Annotated in this window: 14 protein-coding genes and 1 pseudogene; 9 read left to right on the top strand and 6 right to left on the bottom strand. The window is 72.0% G+C overall.

The features are described 5' to 3' along the window. Positions 1 to 55 precede the first annotated feature (55 nt). Entirely contained in the window at positions 56 to 3,067 is a 3,012-nt protein-coding gene (locus OOK38_RS02775) for a glycoside hydrolase family 38 C-terminal domain-containing protein (protein WP_266763675.1), read from the bottom strand. A 246-nt stretch (positions 3,068 to 3,313) separates the two neighbouring features. On the opposite strand from OOK38_RS02775, the gene OOK38_RS02770 reads away from it, so the two are divergent. Continuing rightward, positions 3,314 to 3,736 carry an ATP-binding protein gene (locus OOK38_RS02770; protein ID WP_266765910.1) on the top strand — a complete coding sequence of 141 codons (423 nt, stop codon included), beginning with the start codon at positions 3,314 to 3,316 and terminating at the stop codon, positions 3,734 to 3,736. A gap of 86 nt (positions 3,737 to 3,822) precedes the next feature. Here the strand turns inward: OOK38_RS02770 and OOK38_RS02765 are convergent, their stop codons facing one another. Both OOK38_RS02765 and OOK38_RS02760 read right to left on the bottom strand, forming a co-directional pair. Beyond that, the gene (locus tag OOK38_RS02765; protein WP_266763676.1) at positions 3,823 to 4,863 is read right to left on the bottom strand and encodes a DUF2637 domain-containing protein; all 1,041 of its coding nucleotides are present in this window, start codon (positions 4,861 to 4,863) and stop codon (positions 3,823 to 3,825) included. Between the two features lie 314 nt (positions 4,864 to 5,177). Next, complete coding sequence (locus tag OOK38_RS02760; RefSeq protein ID WP_266763677.1) at positions 5,178 to 6,071, bottom strand: (2Fe-2S)-binding protein; 894 nt, start codon at positions 6,069 to 6,071, stop codon at positions 5,178 to 5,180. Positions 6,072 to 6,783: 712 nt separating this feature from the next. Here OOK38_RS02760 and OOK38_RS02755 point away from each other — a divergent pair. Beyond that, positions 6,784 to 7,416, top strand: a pseudogene (locus OOK38_RS02755) (GntR family transcriptional regulator); the annotation flags it as partial. Between the two features lie 219 nt (positions 7,417 to 7,635). Beyond that, positions 7,636 to 8,367, top strand: a complete 732-nt coding sequence (locus OOK38_RS02750) for an alpha/beta fold hydrolase (RefSeq protein WP_266763678.1) — start codon at positions 7,636 to 7,638, stop codon at positions 8,365 to 8,367. 284 nt (positions 8,368 to 8,651) lie between these two features. On the opposite strand, the gene OOK38_RS02745 is transcribed toward OOK38_RS02750, so the two are convergent. After that, complete coding sequence (locus OOK38_RS02745) at positions 8,652 to 9,425, bottom strand: hypothetical protein (RefSeq protein WP_266763679.1); 774 nt, start codon at positions 9,423 to 9,425, stop codon at positions 8,652 to 8,654. A gap of 135 nt (positions 9,426 to 9,560) precedes the next feature. Further along, positions 9,561 to 11,234, bottom strand: coding sequence for a PucR family transcriptional regulator (locus OOK38_RS02740; protein WP_266763680.1), 1,674 nt, complete (start codon positions 11,232 to 11,234; stop codon positions 9,561 to 9,563). A gap of 478 nt (positions 11,235 to 11,712) precedes the next feature. On the opposite strand from OOK38_RS02740, the gene OOK38_RS02735 reads away from it, so the two are divergent. From OOK38_RS02735 to OOK38_RS02710, 6 genes are all read left to right on the top strand, one after another. Beyond that, positions 11,713 to 12,603 carry a xanthine dehydrogenase family protein subunit M gene (locus OOK38_RS02735; protein ID WP_266763681.1) on the top strand — a complete coding sequence of 297 codons (891 nt, stop codon included), beginning with the start codon at positions 11,713 to 11,715 and terminating at the stop codon, positions 12,601 to 12,603. Next, a complete protein-coding gene (locus OOK38_RS02730) occupies positions 12,603 to 13,205 on the top strand; it encodes a (2Fe-2S)-binding protein (protein WP_266763682.1) in 603 nt (200 codons plus the stop codon). The genes OOK38_RS02735 and OOK38_RS02730 overlap by 1 nt, the downstream gene beginning before the upstream one ends. A gap of 2 nt (positions 13,206 to 13,207) precedes the next feature. Further along, the gene (locus tag OOK38_RS02725; protein WP_266763683.1) at positions 13,208 to 15,595 is read left to right on the top strand and encodes a xanthine dehydrogenase family protein molybdopterin-binding subunit; all 2,388 of its coding nucleotides are present in this window, start codon (positions 13,208 to 13,210) and stop codon (positions 15,593 to 15,595) included. A 275-nt stretch (positions 15,596 to 15,870) separates the two neighbouring features. Continuing rightward, positions 15,871 to 17,328, top strand: coding sequence for an NCS2 family permease (locus OOK38_RS02720; RefSeq protein ID WP_266763684.1), 1,458 nt, complete (start codon positions 15,871 to 15,873; stop codon positions 17,326 to 17,328). Positions 17,329 to 17,372: 44 nt separating this feature from the next. Beyond that, complete coding sequence (locus tag OOK38_RS02715) at positions 17,373 to 18,527, top strand: XdhC/CoxI family protein (RefSeq protein WP_266763685.1); 1,155 nt, start codon at positions 17,373 to 17,375, stop codon at positions 18,525 to 18,527. A 289-nt stretch (positions 18,528 to 18,816) separates the two neighbouring features. Continuing rightward, entirely contained in the window at positions 18,817 to 19,992 is a 1,176-nt protein-coding gene (locus OOK38_RS02710; protein WP_266763686.1) for a glycoside hydrolase family 6 protein, read from the top strand. A 40-nt stretch (positions 19,993 to 20,032) separates the two neighbouring features. Here the strand turns inward: OOK38_RS02710 and OOK38_RS02705 are convergent, their stop codons facing one another. Beyond that, positions 20,033 to 20,491, bottom strand: coding sequence for an SRPBCC family protein (locus OOK38_RS02705; protein ID WP_266763687.1), 459 nt, complete (start codon positions 20,489 to 20,491; stop codon positions 20,033 to 20,035). Between the last annotated feature and the right edge of the window lie 95 nt (positions 20,492 to 20,586).

Here is a 20,586-nt window from a genome sequence, read left to right as displayed (position 1 = left end):
GTCCTCCGGGGCCGGGCACGCGCACCGCGGGCCCGGCCCTTCCCGCTCTCCTGTCCTAGCGGGCCGGCCGCAGCCGCAGGGTGAGGATCTGGAACGGCCGCAGCTCGATCTCCGAAGGAGCTTCGCGCAGCGGCCGTTCCAGCAGATCGGTCACCTCGGCCCGGGCCACCGGGAAGCCCGCGGTGACCCGGGCGCGGGCCCGTCCGCCCCGGGACTCGTACAACCGCACCACCACATCGCCGCTGCGGTCCTCCGCGAGCTTGACCGACTCGACGGTGACGGCCGGGTCGTCGACGCTCACCAGTGGTTCGAGCGCGGGCACCGCGGCCTGCCGCAGCGGCAGATTGAGCGCGAGCCCCTCCGCCACGGCGTCCCCCACACCCGCCCCCGGCAGCAGCGCGTACGTGAACCGGTGCGTGCCGAGATCGGTCTCCGGGTCCGGGCTGTGCGGGGCGCGCAGCAGGGTCAGCCGTACGGTGGTGCCGAGGCCGTCGGCATGCGGGCTACGGGTCACGTCATGGCCGTACGTCGAGTCGTTGAGCACCGCGACGCCGTACGACTCCTCCGCGACCCGCAGCCAGCGGTGGGCGCAGATCTCGAAACGGGCCGCGTCCCAGCCGGTGTTGGCGTGGGTGGGACGGTGCACGTGTCCGAACTGGATCTCGGCGGCGGACCGTTCGGCCTGGACGTCGAGCGGGAAGGCGGCTTTGAGGACCTTCTCCGACTCCTGCCAGTCGACGTCGGTCACGATGTCCAGCCTCCGGCTCGCGGCCGTCAGCCGGATCTCCTGGGTGATCCGGGAGGAGCCGAAGGCCCGGGTGACCCGCACGGCCGCCCGCAGCGGCCCGCTCTCCACCAGGTCCACCGACTCCGCGGCCGTCAGATCCGTGTGGGTGCGCCGGTAGTGCCGGTCGATGTCCCAGGCGTCCCAGGCGTTGGGATGGTCGGGGTGGAGCTGGAGCAGGTTGCCGGGACCGCACAGCACTTCCCGGCCGTGCGCGAGATCCCGTACGGAGGTGAGCAGCCCGTCGCGGTCGATCCGCACCCGGAGCCGGTCGTTCTCCAGCACGATGATGCCGTCGGCCTGTTCGACCCGAACCTCTGCTCCGCCGCCGGTCCGTACGGCGGCGCCGCCCAGCCCCGGGACCGTCACCAGCCCGTCCCCGACCACTTCGGTCCGCTCGTAGGGCGAGGCGTTCAGCACCGCCGGTGAGCCGGACCCGAGAGCCCTTACGGCCTCCTCGGTGATCTCCTCCAGCTCCGTCAGCACCCGCGCGTACGTCTCCCGGGCCTCCCGGTGCACCCAGGCGATCGACGAGCCGGGCAGGATGTCGTGGAACTGGTGCAGCAGTACCGTCTTCCAGAGCCGGTCGAGGGCGTCGTGGGGGTAGGTGTACGACGGATCGCGCACAGCGGCGGTGGCACACCACAACTCGGCCTCGCGCAGCGCGTGTTCCGAGCGCCGGTTGCCCTGCTTGGTCTTGGCCTGCGTGGTGTAGGTGGCCCGGTGCAGCTCCAGATACAGCTCTCCCGACCACACCGGTGCGTGGACCCCGTACTCCTCCTCGGCGGCGGCGAAGAACGCCGACGGCTTCTCGACCTCGACGCGCGGTGAGCCCTCCAGGGACCGCAACCGCTTTGCCCTCTCCAGCATTTCGCGGGTCGGGCCGCCCCCGCCGTCGCCCCAGCCGAACGGGACGAGCGAGCGGGTGGCCCGGCCCTTCTCCGCGAAGTTGCGCTCCGCGTGGGCGAGTTCGCGGCCGTGGAACTGGGAGTTGTAGGTGTCGACGGGCGGGAAGTGGGTGAAGACCCGGGTGCCGTCGATGCCCTCCCACCAGAAGGTGTGGTGGGGCATCTTGTTGGACTGGTTCCAGCTCAGCTTCTGGGTGAGGAACCAGCGGACACCGGCGAGCTTCGCCAGTTGGGGGAAGGCGGCCGTGTAGCCGAAGGAGTCCGGCAGCCAGATCTCCTCGGTCTCGACGCCCAGCTTCTCCCGGAAGAACCGCTTGCCGTGCACGATCTGCCGGGCCAGCGCCTCACCGCCCGGCATGTTGGCGTCGGACTCCACCCACATCGAACCCACGGGCGCCCAATTGCCGTCCTCCACGGCCTTCTTGATGCGCTCCCAGATGTGTGGCTGGTGCTCCTCCACCCAGGCGTACTGCTGGGCCTGCGAGCAGGCGAAGACCAGTTCCGGGTAGTCGGCGGCCAGCGCCGTGACGTTGGCGAAGGTCCGGGACGCCTTGCGGACCGTCTCGCGCAGCGGCCACAGCCACGCCGAGTCGATGTGCGCGTGCCCGGTCCCCGAGACACGGTGCGCGCTCGCCGACGCGGGCCGCGACAGGACCTCCGCCAGCTCGGCCCGTGCCGCCGCCGCCGTGCCGGAGACATCGTGCAGATCGAGGGCGTCGAGCATGTTCTCCAGCGCGCGCAGGATCTCGTGCCGCCGCGGCCGCTGCGGATCCAGCTCGTACATCAGCTCGGAGAGCACCTCGACGTCGAGGACCAGATGCCACACGTCCTCGTCGAGTACGGCGAGGTCGGCAGCCGCGAATCGGTAGATCGGCCGATCGCCCGCGGTCAGTACGTCTCCCAGACGCGTGGGCTCGAAGCCGTGCAGGACGGCGGGGTTGGCCGCCGCCTCCAGCAGCAGATGCACCGCCTCGCCTCCCCTCGCCGGTGACCCGACGGTGAGGTGGCGGTTGCGCGGGTGGATGCCCTTGAGGGGGATGCCGGCGGCGTCGTACAGCAGCCCCTCCGCCTGGAAACCGGGTCCGTCCCCCGTGAACCCGGGGTCGATCACCACCTCGACCGGGCGGCCCGCCCACTCCTCGGGCACCCGGCCCTCGATGCGGAACCAACTCGTCGACCAGGGCTTTCCCCAGACCGTGCCGGCCGTGAACGGCTCGTAGGAGGCCTGGAGCGCCTGGTCGACGGGCACCGGCTCGCCGGGCACATGCCACACGGACAGCGCCAGCGGCACCCGTTCGGCGTACTGCGCCGGGCGCAGGCACTGCCCCAGCGCGCGCTCCAGGCGCGCCTCCACCAGCGAACGGTCGTCGTGCACGGCGGCTCCTCGGTGCTCGGACGGCTCTGTCCCACCCTTCACTTCCCCGGGCGGGCGTCGCGCACCCGTGACCGTACGGGGGGCGGTTGACGATTCGACATGACTGTCACGTTCCCGATGGGGCATGGATCCCCGTGAACGTGTTCGAGCAGGAAGGGACCCGACATCGGCACGCAGGCGGGGGTCATGAAGAGGCAGGTATCAGGAGGTGGTCCCATGACCAGGGGGGCCTTCTCCACGGATCCAGTGGAGGAAGCGTCCGACGGGGCGACGGAACAGCCGGACGGCGGGCAGCTCCGGCGCCGGCTGGGGAAGGCGGATCTACGGGCGGTGCCCGAGGCGCGCAAGGCGCTGAGGGAGCTCTTACGGCAGTGGGGGCAGCCGGAAGGGTCCGAGATAGCCGAGCTGCTGACCAGCGAGCTCGTCACCAACGCCCTGATCCACACCGACGACGACGCCGTCCTGACGGCGACCGTCGGACCGCGCGGACTCCGCGTGGAGGTCCGGGACTTCGTGGCACGCAGGCCCAGACTGTGCGTACCGAACGCCGACGACGGTACGCACGGCAGAGGTCTCGTCCTCGTCCAGTCCCTGGCGGACGCGTGGGGCGTACGGGCACACGGCGTGGGCAAGGCGGTGTGGTTCGAACTGAACGGCGGCGCGGTGTAGGGACACCGCGCCGCCGTCGTCCTGTCCGGGCCCGGCCGGAGATTCCGGCCGGGCCGTCCGGGCTGTCGCCCGGCTCGGATCCGCGCCTAGCCGAACTGCTGCTCGAGGTCCTTGAGCTTGCGCTCCAGGGAGTCGAGCCGCGGCAGGGCCATCGTGTCGTCCTCCGTGGTGAGGTCGACGGTGATCGGCTCAGTGCTCTTGCGGACGGGCGAGAGGGAGGGCCGCGAGAGTACGGGCAGCTGCTCCGCGGTGGATATGGCAGGCTCCGCGGAGGCCTGGGAGGGCGCGCGCTCCACGGTCGCCGTCTCCAGTTCCCGGGCGCCACCGCGTCCGGCGAAGCCGCGGTGACCACGGCTGAGCGCCTTGAGGTGCGCTCGCTCGACCCGCTGCTCGTTCCGGCGGCGCAGTCGGGTCTGCTCCTTCTGGCGCCGGTCCTCGCGCACCTCGTCCACGGCCTCGTCCAGGGAGCGGACGTTCTCCAGGAGCATCAGCGACCACGCGCTGTACGTCTCGCGGGGCGCGCGCAGCCAGCGGACCATACGGATCTGCGGCAGCGGACGCGGCACCAGGCCCTGCTCACGCAGCGCGGCACGACGGGTCTGCTTCAGCGCCCTGTCGAACAGCACCGCGGCCGACAGGGACATGCCCGCGAAGAACTGCGGCGCGCCGGCGTGGGCCATGCCCCGGGGCGCGTGCACCCAGTTGAACCAGGCGGCGGCACCGGCGAAGGTCCACACGAGTATGCGGGAGCCGAGTGCCGCGTCACCGTGGCTGGCCTCGCGCACCGCGAGAACGGAACAGAACATGGCCGCGCCGTCCAGGCCGAACGGGACGAGGTACTCCCAGCCGCCGGAGAGGCCGAGGTTCTCCTCGCCGAAGCCGACCAGGCCGTGGAAGGAGAGTGCCGCCGCGACCGCGGCACAGCAGAACAACAGCACATAGGAGGCCGTGCCGTAGATGGCCTCCTTACGCCTGCGGCGCTCCTCGGTGCGCTCCCACGAGTCGTCGCTGCTCGTGCTGTCCCCGGACCGCTTGCCGCGCGCGAGCACCGCCACCGCCGCCAGCAGGCCCAGGAGCAGAACGGCGCCCGGAAGCAGCCAGTTCAGCGATATGTCGGTAAGTCTCATCTGGGGTCCCTTGCATTGGGATAGGGCGTAACGCCCGCCATAGTGGCCCAATCACGTCGGCCCTCAGGGGGTTTCGGGGCAAGAGGCCGCCAAGGGAGTGCCAGGGGATGCGCAGGGCGACTTTCTGCTCGAACTGCCGCGCGAGGGACGGGAGTTGAGTACGAATAAGACTACCCATACGAATGGTTCCACGGAAAGTTCCCGCGACAAGTGAGGAAATTGTGAATCGCCTGTCATCCGGGAGCGCGCTCCGAGGGCGGGCTCGACCGGTGTGATACCGGGGCGCGCCGGGACCGGCGCTCGCCCAGGGCGACTCAACTCGCTTCGGCGGCCGTCAACTTGGTGATCCGGTCCGCGTCGCAGGTGCGCGGGCAGGTGGCGCACGTCTCGGCGGGGCGCAGTGTGTAGAAGAGACAGCAGCTCACCCGGTCGCGGGTGGGCAGCGGCTCCCCGTCCGGACCGGTCAGCTCGCGGAAGGCCGGCGAGCCGACGTACGGCCGGGCCGAGCCGGGCAGCAGCGTCTCCAGCTCGCGCATCGCGCGCGGCTCCTCGCCGAACAGACCGGCGACGTACCAGAGGCCCTCGACTATCTCGTCCGTCGCCATGCCCCACAGGGCCCGGCCGCGCCGCCGCATCCGCGGACCGAATCCGCCGAGGACCGGCTCCAGGTGCTCGGCCACCGCGGCCCGCACCTCCGCCCGCAGGGCCTCCTCGTCCGGTACGACCCTGGCGCCCGGCAGGCCGGCGGCCGGATCGTCCGGCAGGCAGGCGAACGTGGTGACCCGAACGGCCATCCGGCCGAGCTCGCGCTGATATGTGACGTGCTCCACAGGCAGCCGGGGCACCCGGCGCAGCAGGAACCACGGCACGGTGATCAGCAGACAGGCCGGCCAGGCGTACCGGTGCAGTCCGAAGCCGGCCACGACATCGGGCCGAGCCCGCTGTCCGTAGTCCCGGATCACCTGGGCCTCGTCCCAGGCGAGGAACGCGTCGAGCTCGGGCCCGCCCTCGGCGAGCCCGGCGGCGGCGGCCCAGCCCACGCCCCGTGGAGCCCCTTCTCCGGCCGCCAGCTCGCTGACGCTCAGGTCCGGGAAGACCTCACTCAGCCGCGCGTACGCCTCCGCCACGGGTGACACGGCGGCGGGCGGCGTGCCGGGGCCGGTCGGGGCGGCCGTGGCGGTGCCGGCGGTCGGGGCGGGAGCGGACATGCGGAACCATCGCTTCACGATCGTTAGCAGGTAAGCCTTACCTTACCCTCAGTTTCGGGTGTTTGAACTAGAGCCGTGTGCGCCTATCGTGCTTGACGGACGAGTAACAACCGACGCCATGAACCGAAGTACCACCGAGCCGGAGGAGGACCCCGTGGAGCAGGCCGATCCGCGCGGTGCGCACCGCTCCGTCGGGGTGTGGGACCCGGAGATCCGTACGGGCGCCCATCGGGTTCCGCCCCAGCCGGGGGCCGCTGACGCGGGCCGGGCGAGGGGCGTCCCCGCGGGCGCCGGACCGGACGCCGGGCCGGGCGGCGGCCCCGCCATGGCCTCGGCCCGCGGTGAGCACACGCACAGCGAGGTGCCGATCCCGCGCCCTCGCACCGAGGACGACCGCGCCGCCGTACACACGGACGACGCCCGCTCCACGGTCCGCACCGACGACGTCCGCCCGGCACGCGGCGACGACGTCCGCCCGGCACGTGCCGACGACGCACATCCCGTACAGGCCGAGAACGCCCGCCCCGCGCACACCGTTGATAGCCGCCCAGCGCACGGCGAGAACGTCCGCCCGGCACACGCCGACGACGCCCGTCCGGCGTACGGCGAGAGCGTCCGCCCGGTACGTGGCGACGACGCCCATCCCGTGCAGGCCGAGAATGTCCGCCCCGTACGTCCCGAGGATGCCCGCCCCGCCGTGCGTCCCGAGGCGCCCCGGCCCGTCGTGCAGCGTGCCTCCGTGCGCGGGCAGATCCTCGACGCGCTGCGCACCGCGCTCGTCGCGGGTGAACTCGCGCCCGGCGAGGTGTACTCGGCCCCCGTGCTCGGCGATCGCTTCGGAGTGTCCGCGACGCCCGTCCGGGAGGCCATGCAGCAGCTCGCTCTCGAAGGCGCCGTCGAGGTCGTCCCCAACCGGGGCTTCCGCGTCATCGAGCGCGGCACCCGGGAGCTGGCCGAACTCGCCGAGATCCGGGGCCTGATCGAGGTCCCGGTGATGCTCCGTCTCGCCCGTACCGTGCCCGCCGCCCGCTGGGCCGAGCTGCGTCCGCTCGCCGAGGCCACCGTGCGGGCGGCGTCCTCGGGCTGCCGCGCGACCTACGCGGAGTCCGACCGGTCCTTCCACCGTGCCGTTCTGGCCCTCGCAGGCAACGCGCAGCTGGTGCGCATCGCCGACGACCTGCACCGCCGCGCCCAGTGGCCGCTGGTCGGCGGCCCCGTCTCCCGGGGCCGCGCCGACCTGGTGGCCGACGCGGCCGAACACACCGCGCTGCTGGACGCGTTGATCGCCGAGGACCTGGTGGTCGTCCAGGCCCTGGTACGCGAGCACTTCGCCGGCGCTTCCTGAGACGGCCGGTCCGTACCGCCGGCCCGCCGCCCGCCCGCTTCTCCCGCTCACCGGGCCCGGCGGATCGACCGGAACCGGGTGCGGCAGCCCTCCGCGGCGATGCCGCGACGCTCACGCGGAACCTGCCGACGCCGGTCCAGAGGCTCTAGACTCCCCTTGATCACGAGGAAGATCCCGCCGATGCAGTCGGCTCGAGGACCGTGTCACCCGGGGGTACTGATGACGGCGGCGGACGCGGTGCCCATCGTCTTCGTTCACGGAACGCGCTTCAGCGCCGGGCAGTGGAGCACGCAACTCGCCGCGCTCCGGGACGAGTTCCCGGTGGCTGCCGTCGACCTGCCCGGCCACGGCGAGCGCTCGGCACAGCCCTGGAGCCTGAGCGCCGCGACGGAGATCATCGCTTCGGCGGTGGACTCGCTCGGCCGCGGGCCCGCGCTGGTCGTCGGCCACTCGCTCGGCGGATACGCCTCGCTGGAGTTCGCGCGGCACCGTCCGGAACGACTGCGCGGGTTGGTCCTCGCGGGAGCGAGCGCCTCCACCCGTGGTCTGCGGGCAGCGCCCTACCGGTGGGTGGCCGGGCTGGTTCCTCGGGTTCCGGCGGATCGCCTGACCCGGTGGAACGACCGGCTGCTGCGGCGGCTCTACCCGCCGGAAGTGGTGGAGGCGACCATCCGTTCCGGCTACGCCTTCCATACCCTGCCCGTGGCCTGGGGCGAGGTGCTCGGACGCTTCGACGCGGGTGCGATGCGCCATGTGCGGGCTCCGGTCCTCATCCTGAACGGCGAGAAGGACACGTTCTTCCGCGCCGGGGAGGCGGACTTCGCCCGCGCGCATCCGCACGCCCGCGTCGAACTGATCCCGCGGGCACGGCACCTGGCGAACTTCGACGACCCGGACGCCTTCACCGACGCCGTCCGCCGCTTCGCCCGCGGGCTTCCCGTCGCCGGCTGAGCGCGCCGCGGCCGGCCGGCCCGGCACCCGCACGTGACCGGGGCCCGCGCGTGCCCGGCACCCGCAAGTGGCCGGCACCCGCAAGTGGCCGGCACCCGCAAGTGGCCGGCACCCGCAAGTGCCCGGCACCCGCAAGTGGCCGGCACCCGCACATGGCCGGGGCCCGCACGTGGCCGGGGCCTGCGTGCGGCCGGGGCCTGCGTTTGCCGGGCCCCGCGGATACCGGGGACTGCGGATACCGGGGCCTGCGCGTACGGGCGGAGTGTCCGTCCGCCCGTACGTGATCAGGCCGTCGCCGCGGGCGGAGCCAACTGGTCGGCCAGCCAGGTGGGTACGCCGCCGAGCAGCCGGAACAGGCGTCCCGCCTCCGCCCGCAGGCGCGACGCCTCCGGCTCGGCCTCGGCGTCGGCCAGGGACGCCAACGCCGGTGCCGTACCGACGAGATAGCCCAGCTCCTCCCGGATCCGGAGAGATTCCGCGAATCCGTGCCTGGCCTCCGCCAACTCCCCTTCGCGCAGGGCGAGTCCGGCGAGGTGCCGCCAGGTGCAGGAGAGCAGCAGCGGATCGTCCTGGGCGGTCGCGCCGGCGTGCGCCCGCCGGTACGCGGCGCGGGCGGACTGCGGTGAGTGGGCGAGATTCTCGGCGAGCAGCCCCCGGCGGAAGTCCAGCAGGGCCCGCCCGGGCGCGCCCGGCGCGAGCAGCGCCGCGGCCCGGCCCAGCGCCGCCCGTGCCTCGTCGGCCCGGTCGCGCACGTTCAGCAGCGTGGCGGCATAGGCGAGTTGACCCCGCTCGCAGGCCGCCGCGCCCCGTTCGTCATCGCTCTGCGCGAGGGCCTCCGCGGTGCGCAGCGCGTCCTCTGCCTCGGCCCAGCCCTGCTCGGTGTAGAGGCAGCGCTCGACGAGCAGGGACGCTCTCTGCAGCGCCGGTGCCGCCGTGCGCGGCTGGAGCAGCGCCGCCGCGTCGACCCAGCAGGCGCGCGAGCGCAGCCGCCATACCGCGGTCTGGAGTGGATCGTCCCCTGCAGTCGTTCCGGTACCAGACATGGCGGTATGCGCCACGTTGCCCTCCCCGAGCACACCATTGAGCTGTTGAGTGGTGGCATCTCAGCACGGATCACCGGGCGCGGCCAAGAGGGTGGGTGAAGGATTTCACAAAGTCATCGGTTGCGATCGGTTCGCGTGGGGCCGCTGGGGTCAGCTCATCCGCAGTGCCAGGAAGAAGTCCAACTTGTCCTCCAGGCGCGAAAGATCACGACTCGTCAACTGTTCGATGCGGCCGACGCGGTAGCGCAGCGTGTTGACATGGAGGTGCAGCCGGGCCGCGCAGCGCGTCCAGGAGCCGTCGCAGTCCAGGAAGGCCTCCAGGGTCGGAATCAGCTCCGCGCGATGGCGGCGGTCGTACTCGCGCAGCGGGTCGAGGAGGCGGGCGGTGAAGGCGCGGCGCACGTCGTCCGGGACGAAGGGCAGCAGCAGGACGTGCGAGGCCAGCTCCTGGTGTCCGGCCGCGCAGACCCGCCCGGGGCGCGCCGCGGCGACCCGGCGGGCGTGCCGGGCCTCCTCCAGGGCGCCGCGCAGCCCCTCGGCCGAGTGCACGGCGGCACTGACGCCGAGCGTGAGCCGCCCGTCGTCGTTCAGGCCGGCCGACAGCGGGTCCCGTACGGCCGCCAGGAGCGAGTCGGCGAGCAGGCCCGGCTCGGGGGCGCCGTCCTCGGCCGGGACCGCCGGAAGGGGGACGAGCGCGACCGCCTCGTCACCCGTGTGCGCGACGGCGATCCGGTCGGAGTGCTCCGGCCCCGGCGACTGCGGGTCCACGAGGATCTCCTCGAGCAGCGCCTGGGCGACCGGACCGCCCTCGATCTCGCCGCCGTCCCACTCGACGCGCGCCACCACGACCTGCCAGTGCGGTGCCGCGCCCAGGCCGGGCAGCAGCACCGGCGCCGCGACCCGCAGCCGGGCGGCTATCTCGGCGGGCGCCGCGCCCGCCTGGACCAGCTCCAGCACCTCCTGCGCGAGCCGTCGCCGCACCGTGCGCGCCGCGTCCCGCCGGTCCCGCTCCACCGCGATCAGCTGGGTGACGCCCTGGAGCAGGTCGAGCCGTTCCTCGGGCCAGTCCCCGGCGTCCGCTTCCACGGCGAGCAGCCACTCGGAGAGCACCGTCTCGCGCACGTCCCGGGAGGCGCCCGCCGGGCGCCCCGACGAGCGGATCGGGAAGAGCGAGTACGTCGCCGGGCCCACCGCCACCCGGTGCGGTCCCCGGCGCCCGGTGCGCACCGCCGCCAGGTGCTCGGCGGCCAGCCTGGCGCAGGTGTCGGCGGGCAGCGCGGCGCCCGCGACCTTGGAGCCCGCGATGGGCCGTCCGGCGGGGGAGAGGACCCAGGCGCGCAGGTCGAGGTCGGTGCCGAGCAGATCGAGGACCACCTCGGGGCCGCCGCCCGCCGGGCCCGAGGTCATCATCCGCCGGTGCCGGTCGACCACGGCGGCCAGATCCCCGGCGCGCTCGCCCGACACCTGGCGTACGACATGCTCGGTGATCGTGGCGAAGGCCACCGACTCGTTCACGGCGAACAGGGGCAGCCGGTGCCGGGCACAGGCCAGGATCAGGTCGTCGGGGATGTCGCCGAGCTCCGCCTCACCGGCGGCCAGGGCCGCGACCCCGGTTCCCGCGAGGATGCGGACGAAGGGCTCCGAGTCGTCGGCGTCGTGCCGCCAGGCGAGGCCGGTGAGCACGAGCTCGCCGCCCGAGAGGTAGCGGCTGGGGTCCTTGAGGTCGGTGGTCATCACACCGCGTACGGTGCGGTCGAGCTCGTCCTCGCCGCCGAGCAGCCGCAGGCCCAGCGCGTCGGTGTCCAGCAGTGCGCGCAGCCGCATTCTCGTCGCCGCCGTTCTTTGTCTCGAAATCTACGATGGATCTGTGGTGGGCCCGCGAGCGGGTACCCGGGCTCCGAAGAGCCGGTCCGTGGGTTCCGAGGAGCCGGTGGTTCCGGCCCCTCGGGTCTGTGTCCTGGGCATTCGAGAGCTGTGCTCACTGTTCCAGCGAGCCGTGCTCACTGTTCGCAGGGGGCTGTGCTCTCTGTTTGCAGAGGGCTCTGGTCTCTGTTTCCGGAGGGCTCTGCTCTCTGTTTCCGGAGGAAAACGAAGAGGTTGCTGATGACCTCGGTTCATACGAATCTACAAGATGCGCGCGCTGGCCAGCCAACTCCTTCATGGTTTCGGTGACTGACCCCGGTGCGGGACACGGCTGTGTACTGACCCCACTCCGCGTAAACACCTGATGAACGAGCCGGGCCGCCCGCACACGATCTGGCTTGATCAGAACGAACCACGATACGAATGAAGAGAGCCACTCATGGACTTCCTTCGCCCCGCCAGCTGGGAGGAGGCGCTCGCCGCCAAGGCTGAGCACCCCACCGCTGTGCCGATTGCGGGTGGCACCGATGTGATGGTCGAGATCAACTTCGACCACCGCCGGCCCGAGTACCTTCTCGATCTGAACCGCATCGGCGAGCTGAGCGAGTGGGAGGTCGGCGAGGAGAGCGTGCGTCTGGGCGCCTCCGTCCCGTACACCCAGATCATGGAGAACCTGCGCGGTGAGCTCCCCGGGCTGGCCCTCGCCTCCCACACGGTGGCCTCCCCGCAGATCCGCAACCGCGGCGGCGTCGGCGGCAACCTCGGCACCGCCTCCCCGGCCGGCGACGCGCACCCCGCCCTCCTCGCGGCGGGTGCCGAGGTCGAGGCCCAGTCGGTGCGCGGTTCGCGGCTGATCCCGATCGACGCCTTCTACACCGGCGTGAAGCGCAACGCGCTCGCGCCCGACGAGCTGATCCGCGCCGTCCACATCAAGAAGGCGGACGGACCGCAGCAGTACTCGAAGGTCGGCACCCGCAACGCGATGGTCATCGCGGTGTGCGCCTTCGGTCTGGCCCTGCACCCCGAGACCCGTACGGTCCGCACCGGCATCGGCTCGGCCGCGCCGACCCCGGTCCGCGCCAAGGCCGCCGAGGAGTTCCTGAACGCGGCGCTCGACGAGGGCGGCTTCTGGGACAACGGGAAGATCATCACCCCGTCGGTCGCCAAGCAGTTCGCGGACCTGTGCTCCGGCGCCTGCAACCCGATCGACGACGTCCGGGGCACGGCGAGCTACCGCCGCCACGCGGTCGGCATCATGGCCCGCCGCACGCTGACCTGGACCTGGGAGTCCTACCGCGGCACCGCCGCCCGCACGGAGGGAGTCGCGTAATGCGTGTCAATTTCACGGTCAACGGCCGCGAGCAGGAGGCCGACGACGTCTGGGAGGGCGAGAGTCTCCTGTACGTCCTGCGCGAGCGTCTCGGCCTGCCCGGTTCCAAGAACGCCTGCGAGCAGGGCGAGTGCGGCTCCTGCACCGTCCGCCTGGACGGCGTGCCCGTGTGTTCGTGCCTGGTCGCCGCGGGGCAGGTCGAGGGCCGCGAGGTCGTCACCGTCGAGGGGCTCGCCGACTTCGCCAAGCAGCGCGCGGAGCACGGAGGTTGCTCCACCGGCGTCTGCGGAACCCCCGAGAAGCAGGGGACTTCGCTCGACGAGGCCAAGCACTGGGCGGCCAAGGGCCACGACTCGCAGACCGGCGAGGGAACCGAACTCTCCCCGATCCAGCAGGCGTTCATCGACGCCGGCGCCGTCCAGTGCGGCTTCTGCACCCCCGGCCTGCTGGTCGCGGCGGACGAGATGCTGGAGCGCACCCCGAACCCGACCGACGCGGACATCCGCGAGGCGCTCTCGGGCAACCTCTGCCGCTGCACCGGTTACGAGAAGATCATGGACGCGGTCCGTCTGGCGGCCGCCCGGCAGTCTGAGGCGGTCTGACCATGGGTACGACTGGTACGCCCACGAACATCACCCAGGGCTCCAAGACCAAGGGCGGCATCGGCGAGTCCACGCTCCGCCCGGACGGCACCCTCAAGGTCACCGGCGAGTTCGCCTACTCGTCCGACATGTGGCACGAGGACATGCTGTGGGGCCAGATCCTGCGCTCCCCGGTCGCCCACGCCGAGATCGTGTCCATCGACACCTCCGAGGCCCTGGCACAGCCCGGCGTCTACGCCGTCATGACGTACGACGACCTGCCCACCGACGTGAAGAACTACGGCCTGGAGATCCAGGACACCCCGGTCCTCGCGCACGGCAAGGTGCGCCACCACGGCGAGCCCGTCGCCATCGTCGCCGCCGACCACCCGGAGACAGCGCGCCGCGCCGCCGCCAAGATCAAGGTGGAGTACAGGGAGCTGCCGGTCATCACGGACGAGGCGTCCGCGACCGCGCCCGACGCGATCCTCGTCCACGAGAACCGCGACGACCACCACATCGGCCACGTCCCGCACCCGAACATCGTGCACCGCCAGCCGATCGTCCGCGGCGACGTCGAAGAGGCCGCGAAGAAGGCCGACTTCGTCGTCAGGGGCGAGTACACCTTCGGCATGCAGGACCAGGCCTTCCTCGGCCCCGAGTCCGGCCTCGCCGTGCCCTGTGAGGACGGCGGCGTCGAGCTCTACATCGCCACCCAGTGGCTGCACTCCGACCTGCGCCAGATCGCCCCGGTGCTCGGCCTGCCCGAGGACAAGGTCCGGATGACGCTCTCCGGCGTCGGCGGTGCCTTCGGCGGCCGCGAGGACCTGTCGATGCAGATCCACGCCTGCCTGCTGGCGCTGCGCACCGGCAAGCCCGTCAAGATCGTCTACAACCGCTTCGAGTCCTTCTTCGGACACGTCCACCGCCACCCCGCCAAGCTCTCCTACGAGCACGGGGCGACCAAGGACGGCAAACTCACGCACATGAAGGCGCGGATCGTGCTGGACGGCGGCGCCTACGCGTCGGCCTCCCCGGCGGTCGTCGGCAACGCCTCCTCGCTGAGCGTCGGCCCGTACGTCGTCGAGGACGTCGACATCGAGGCGATCGCGCTCTACACCAACAACCCGCCGTGCGGCGCCATGCGCGGCTTCGGCGCGGTCCAGGCGTGCTTCGCCTACGAGGCCCAGATGGACAGGCTCGCCGACGAGGTGGGCATGGACCGGGTCGCGTTCCGTCAGCTCAACGCGATGGAGCAGGGCTCGCTGCTGCCGACCGGGCAGCGCGTCGACTCACCGGCCCCGGTCGCCGAACTCCTGCGCCGCGTCAAGGCGATGCCGCTGCCGCCCGAGCAGCAGTGGCTCGCCGCCGGAGAGGAGGCCGACGTACGGCAGCTGCCCGGCGGTCTCTCCAACACCACGCACGGCGAGGGCGTCGTCCGGGGTATCGGCTACGCCGTCGGCATCAAGAACGTCGGCTTCTCCGAGGGCTTCGACGACTACTCGACCGCCAAGGTCCGCATGGAGGTCGTCGGCGGCGAGCCGGTGGCCACCGTGCACACCGCGATGGCGGAGGTCGGCCAGGGCGGCGTCACCGTCCACGCGCAGATCGCCCGCACCGAACTGGGCGTCGCTCAGGTGACCATCCAGCCGGCCGACACCCGGGTGGGCAGCGCCGGTTCGACGTCCGCCTCGCGTCAGACCTACGTCACCGGTGGCGCCGTCAAGAACTCCTGCGAGCTGGTCCGCGAGAAGGTCCTGGAACTCGGCCGGCGCAAGTTCGGCACCTACCACCCCGCTTGGGCCACCGCCGAACTCCTCCTGGAGGGCGGCAAGGTCGTCACCGACGGGGGCGAGGTCCTCGCCGATCTCGTCGACGTGCTCGAGGAAGAGGCCGTCGAGATCGAGGCCGAGTGGCGGCACCGTCCGACCGAGGCCTTCGACCTGCGCACCGGCCAGGGCGACGGCCACGTCCAGTACTCCTTCGCCGCGCACCGCGCCGTCGTCGAGGTGGACACCGAACTCGGTCTGGTCAAGGTCATCGAACTGGCCTGCGCCCAGGACGTCGGCAAGGCGCTCAATCCGCTGTCCGTCATCGGCCAGATCCAGGGTGGTACCACCCAGGGCCTGGGCGTCGCGGTCATGGAGGAGATCATCGTCGACCCGAAGACCGCGAAGGTGCGCAACCCCTCCTTCACGGACTACCTGATCCCCACCATCCTCGACACACCGACCATCCCCGTCGATGTGCTCGAACTCGCCGACGACCACGCCCCGTACGGGCTCCGTGGCATCGGCGAGGCCCCGACCCTGTCGTCCACCCCGGCCGTCCTCGCGGCGATCCGGAACGCGACGGGTCTGGAGCTCAACCGGACGCCGGTACGCCCCGAGCACCTCACGGGAACCGCGTAGGCACCGGACACATCTCTCCGGGCGGCCGGGAACGTCACACGTCGCCGCGCCGCCCGGAGCACCCGGCCACCGCACCGCTCGCGGATGCCGGGGACCCAGCAGGGAGCAGTAGGCAACAGGCACGTACCGCACCAGAGTTCTTCTCGTTCGTCTCGGGCCGTCCCCCGGGTCGTGCGGCCGAAGCACCTTCCCAAATCCCGCAACCGCGTTCGCGGTTCACCAGTCGTCAGGACGGCTGTCGCGGGTGCCCCTTTGAACCTTGGGAGCAGGCCCACATGACCCAGCAGTCACTGGAGCCGAAGACCGTCGCGACGGACGCGGGCGCGGGCAGCCGCGTTCCGGCCGGACGGTCCTGGCTCGACCGGTACTTTCACATATCCCAGCGGGGAAGCTCGATCGCGCGTGAGGTGCGCGGCGGCGTCACCACCTTCATGGCGATGGCGTACATCCTGCTGCTCAACCCCCTCATCCTGTCCGGAAAGGACGCGGCGGGGGACATGCTCGGCCAGAAGGCCCTGATCACCGCGACCGCGTTCGCGGCGGCCTTCACCACGCTTCTCATGGGCTTCGTCGGCAAGGTGCCGCTCGCCCTCGCCGCCGGACTCTCCGTGTCCGGTGTGCTCTCCTCGCAGGTCGCCCCGCAGATGACCTGGCCGCAGGCCATGGGCATGTGCGTGATGTACGGCGCGGTCATCATGCTCCTGGTCGTCACCGGGCTGCGCGAGATGATCATGAACGCGATCCCGCTGGCGCTCAAGCACGCCATCACCATGGGCATCGGCCTGTTCATCGCGCTGATCGGCCTGGTCAAGGCCGGTTTCGTGCACCAGGGCCAGGCGACCCCGGTCACCCTCGGTCCCGCCGGTGAACTCGCCGGCTGGCCGGTCCTGCTCTTCGCCGCCACCCTGCTGCTGATCTTCATGCTCCAAGCGCGCGGCATCCCCGGTGCGATCCTCATCGGCATCGTCTCCGGAACGGTCGTCTCCGTCGTCCTCAACGCCGCCGGGGCCATCGATCCGAAGCAATGGGCCGGCGGCGCTCCCGAACTGCACGGCAGCGCCGTCTCGATGCCGGACTTCTCGCTCTTCGGCGAGGTCGAGTTCGGCGGCTGGGGCCAGGTCGGCGCCATGACGGTCGGCATGATCGTCTTCACGCTCGTGCTCGCCGGGTTCTTCGACGCGATGGCCACCATCATCGGCGTCGGCACCGAGGCCGAGCTGGCCGACGCCCAGGGCCGGATGCCGGGCCTGTCGAAGGCGCTGTTCATCGACGGCGCGGGCGGAGCGGTCGGCGGTGTCGCCGGCGCCTCCGGCCAGACGGTCTTCGTCGAGTCGGCGACCGGCGTCGGCGAGGGTGCCCGCACCGGACTCTCCTCCGTCGTCACCGGCCTGTTCTTCGCGGCCTGCCTCTTCTTCACCCCGCTCACGGCCATCGTCCCCGGCGAGGTCGCGGCGGCGGCGCTGGTGGTCATCGGCGCCATGATGATGACGAACGCCCGCCACGTCGACTGGGCCGACCGGGGCACCGCCATCCCGGTCTTCCTGACCGTCGTGATCATGCCGTTCACCTACTCGATCACCGCGGGCGTGGCGGCCGGCGTGATCAGTTATGTCGCCATCAGGATCGCCCAGGGCAAGGCCCGGGAGATCGGGGCCTTCATGTGGGGCCTGACGGTGATCTTCTTCGTCTACTTCGCGCTCAACCCGATCGAGAGCTGGATGGGCGTCCACTGACGCCCGCCTTCCTTCCACGCAACCGCAGTCAAGGAGACCGAGAGATGCTGGACATCGCCGAAGAGCTCCACCGGTGGGTCGGGCAGGGCCGCGACTTCGCCGTCGCCACCGTGGTGGCGGTCGGCGGCAGCGCGCCCCGCCAGCCCGGTGCCGCACTCGCCGTCGACTCCGACGGCACGGCGATCGGCTCGGTCTCCGGCGGTTGCGTGGAAGGAGCGGTCTACGAACTGTGCGTGCAGGCGCTGGAGGACGGCGAGACCGTCCTCGAACGCTTCGGCTACAGCGACGACGACGCCTTCGCGGTCGGCCTGACCTGCGGCGGCGTCATCGACATCCTGATCACTCCGGTCCGCGCGCGGGACACCGCCCGCCGGACCGTGCTCGCGACCGCCCTGGCCGCCTCCGCGGGCGGGGAGGCGGCGGCGCTCGCCCGCGTAGTGAGCGGTCCCGCCGAACTCATGGGCCGCGCCCTCGTCGTGCGTGGCGACGGCTCGTACGAGGGCGGCTTCGGCGCCCACCCCGAACTCGACCGTACGGTGATGGGCGAGGCGGCGGCCCAACTGGACGCCGGCCGCACCGGAACGCTGGAGATCGGAGAGCAGGGCTCTCGTTGCGGAGCGCCGCTCACGATCCTGGTGGAGTCGTCCGTCCCGCCCCCGCGCATGATCGTCTTCGGCGCCATCGACTTCGCCTCGGCCCTGGTCCGCATGGGCAAGTTCCTCGGCTACCGGGTCACGGTGTGCGACGCCCGCCCGGTCTTCGCGACGGCGGCCCGCTTCCCCGACGCGGACGAGATCGTCGTGGACTGGCCCCACCGCTACCTGGAGCGCACGGAGGTCGACTCCCGCACGGTCCTGTGCGTCCTCACCCACGACGCCAAGTTCGACGTGCCGCTCCTCCGGCTCGCGCTGCGGCTCCCCGTGGCCTACGTCGGCGCCATGGGCTCACGGCGTACCCACCTGGACCGCAATGAACGGCTGCGCGAAGTCGGCGTGACCGAGATCGAGCTGGCCCGCCTCAGGTCCCCGATCGGCCTGGACCTCGGAGCGCGCACACCCGAGGAGACGGCCCTGTCGATCGCCTCGGAGATCGTGGCCAACCGGCGTGGGGGAAGCGGGGTTTCCCTCACGGGAGCCCACACGCCGATCCACCACGACGCGTCCTCGGTTCCGGCGCGACGGATCGGGTCGGTGGCGTGAGAGCCGCGCCGGCGGGACGGTCGCTGGAGAGCTGGAGAGCTGGAGAGCTGGAGAGCTGGAGAGCTGGAGAGCTGGAGAGCTGGAGAGCTCGGGGGCTTGAGGGCTGACGGCTTGAGAGCTCGGGCGATCGAGGGCTTGAAGGTGTGAGGGCCAGGCCGAGGCTCGCCGCGGACCGCGGTGGGCCTTTCTTCTGCGCCCTGTATTGACGCAGGCATGCCTCTCGACGAATCTCCTGTGGGAGCGCTCCCGCAAGTCCCTCGTGACCGTGGCGAACCAGGAGTGAACCCGTATGAGACGACGTACCTCGACGTGGCTGGCCGCTCTGTCCGTCGGGCTGGCCGCCCTCTTCGCCGCACCTCCGGCGCACGCCGCCGAGTCCACGGACCGGGGACCGTCGCTGTACGTCCCGGAGCCCAACCCGGCGGCGTACCGGCAGGCCGTCGACCTTGCCCGGGCCGGCCGGTACCGCGACGCGGCCGGCCTTCTGACGATGGTGAACACCCCGCAGGCCGTGTGGTTCGGCGACCAGACACCGGCCCAGGTGGAGCGGCTGGTCCGCGGGGTGGTGCGCGACGCCGGCCACGACGACGCGAGCGCCGTGCTGGCGCTCTACAACATCCCCGGCCGGGACTGCTCCAACTATTCGGCGGGCGGGGCCGCCGACACCGCGGAGTACAAGGCGTGGATCGACGCGGTGGCGCGGGGGATCGGGCACGGCAACACGATCGTCACCCTCGAACCCGACGCCCTCGCCCTGCTGCCTTCCGACTGCGGCCAGGACGATGCGCAGGGCACGAAGACCGCCGCGCGGTACGCCGAGGTCAACTACGCGGTCGACAAGCTGGAGCCGCTCTCCGGGACGCGGGTCTATCTCGACACCGGGCACCCGGGCTGGCACACCGTCAGTTCCATCGTGCCGCGCCTGATCAGGGGCGGGGTGGCGCGGGCCTCCGGCTTCTACACCAACGCCTCGAACTACAACACCGACGACGCCAACTCCTGGTACGGCAAGCTGATCTCGTCCTGCCTGGCCTACGCCGACGGCGGTGGGGACGTCGCCGAGTGCCCGAACCAATGGTGGCCGCGGGCGGACGCGCAGTCCTGGCTGGACGCGCGGGTGCACACTCCGCCGTCCCGCATGAAGCACTTCGTCACCGACTCCAGCCGCAACGGTCAGGGCCCCTGGACCCCGCCCGCGGGCACGTACACCGACCCGCAGGACTGGTGCAACCCGCCGAACCGCGGTCTCGGCGCCCGCCCCACTCTGCGCACCGGCGACCCGCTCCAGGACGCCCGGCTGTGGATCAAGACACCCGGCGAGTCGGACGGGCTCTGCCTGCGCGGAACGCCGGGCCCCGAGGACCCGGAGCGCGGCACGGTCGACCCCGCCGCGGGTGACTGGTTCCCGGAACAGGCGCTGGAACTGGTCCGGCTCGCCAATCCGCCGATTCTGCGGGGGGATTGACGGATGCGGGTGGGGCGTGAGCGCCGGCTTGCCGGCCCCCTCACCCCCGCCCGGTGTCCTCACCCCGCCCGAGCAACCCGTCCATCGCCCGCCCGAACATCCACCGGGCCGACCACCCCAGCGGCCGGTCGGCGAACCCGGGCAGCCCGCGCACGCTCAGGTCCTCCCGCCAGACCGCCCGTGAACCGCCGCCCTCCGCCGGGTGCACCTCGAACTCGGCCCAGCCCGTGACGAACGTGCCGCGCTTGACCAGCCGGCACGTTCCCGGGCTCCCGTCGCCCGGCGGACGCCACGAGACGACCTCCATCGGGTCGTCGAACGCGAGGGCCCCGAGCCCCGACCGGGCCACGAAGACCGTGCCCTCCCGCGTCGGCGGAGGCGTGCGCACGGTGACCCGGGTCAGCGGGACGACGTCCGCGTGCCGGGGCCAGTCGGTCAGGCGCCGCCAGCTCTCGGCGACGGGGAGCGGGGACACGCGTTCCAGGACGAAGAGGACCACGGCAGGATCGTAGGCGCTCGAGGGCCGTCGCGCGGAAGGTGAACAGGGCGACAGCGGCGGCCGGATCTCCCTGATGGGCGCCGACGGCCTGAAGG

Origin of the sequence: Streptomyces sp. NBC_00568 (assembly GCF_026341855.1) — a bacterium.
Classification (GTDB): domain Bacteria; phylum Actinomycetota; class Actinomycetes; order Streptomycetales; family Streptomycetaceae; genus Streptomyces.
The sequence above is the reverse complement of the archived record's forward strand: the minus strand, read 5'-3'. Positions and strand labels throughout refer to the sequence as shown.

Bases quoted from the DNA above. Each gene is read 5' to 3' on its own strand.
- OOK38_RS02765 (WP_266763676.1), bottom strand. From the start codon at position 4,863: ATGAGACTTACCGACATATCGCTGAACTGGCTGCTTCCGGGCGCCGTT.
- OOK38_RS02760 (WP_266763677.1), bottom strand. From the start codon at position 6,071: ATGTCCGCTCCCGCCCCGACCGCCGGCACCGCCACGGCCGCCCCGACC.
- OOK38_RS02750 (WP_266763678.1), top strand. From the start codon at position 7,636: ATGACGGCGGCGGACGCGGTGCCCATCGTCTTCGTTCACGGAACGCGC.
- OOK38_RS02740 (WP_266763680.1), bottom strand. From the start codon at position 11,234: ATGCGGCTGCGCGCACTGCTGGACACCGACGCGCTGGGCCTGCGGCTG.
- OOK38_RS02735 (WP_266763681.1), top strand. From the start codon at position 11,713: ATGGACTTCCTTCGCCCCGCCAGCTGGGAGGAGGCGCTCGCCGCCAAG.
- OOK38_RS02730 (WP_266763682.1), top strand. From the start codon at position 12,603: ATGCGTGTCAATTTCACGGTCAACGGCCGCGAGCAGGAGGCCGACGAC.
- OOK38_RS02725 (WP_266763683.1), top strand. From the start codon at position 13,208: ATGGGTACGACTGGTACGCCCACGAACATCACCCAGGGCTCCAAGACC.
- OOK38_RS02720 (WP_266763684.1), top strand. From the start codon at position 15,871: ATGACCCAGCAGTCACTGGAGCCGAAGACCGTCGCGACGGACGCGGGC.
- OOK38_RS02715 (WP_266763685.1), top strand. From the start codon at position 17,373: ATGCTGGACATCGCCGAAGAGCTCCACCGGTGGGTCGGGCAGGGCCGC.
- OOK38_RS02710 (WP_266763686.1), top strand. From the start codon at position 18,817: ATGAGACGACGTACCTCGACGTGGCTGGCCGCTCTGTCCGTCGGGCTG.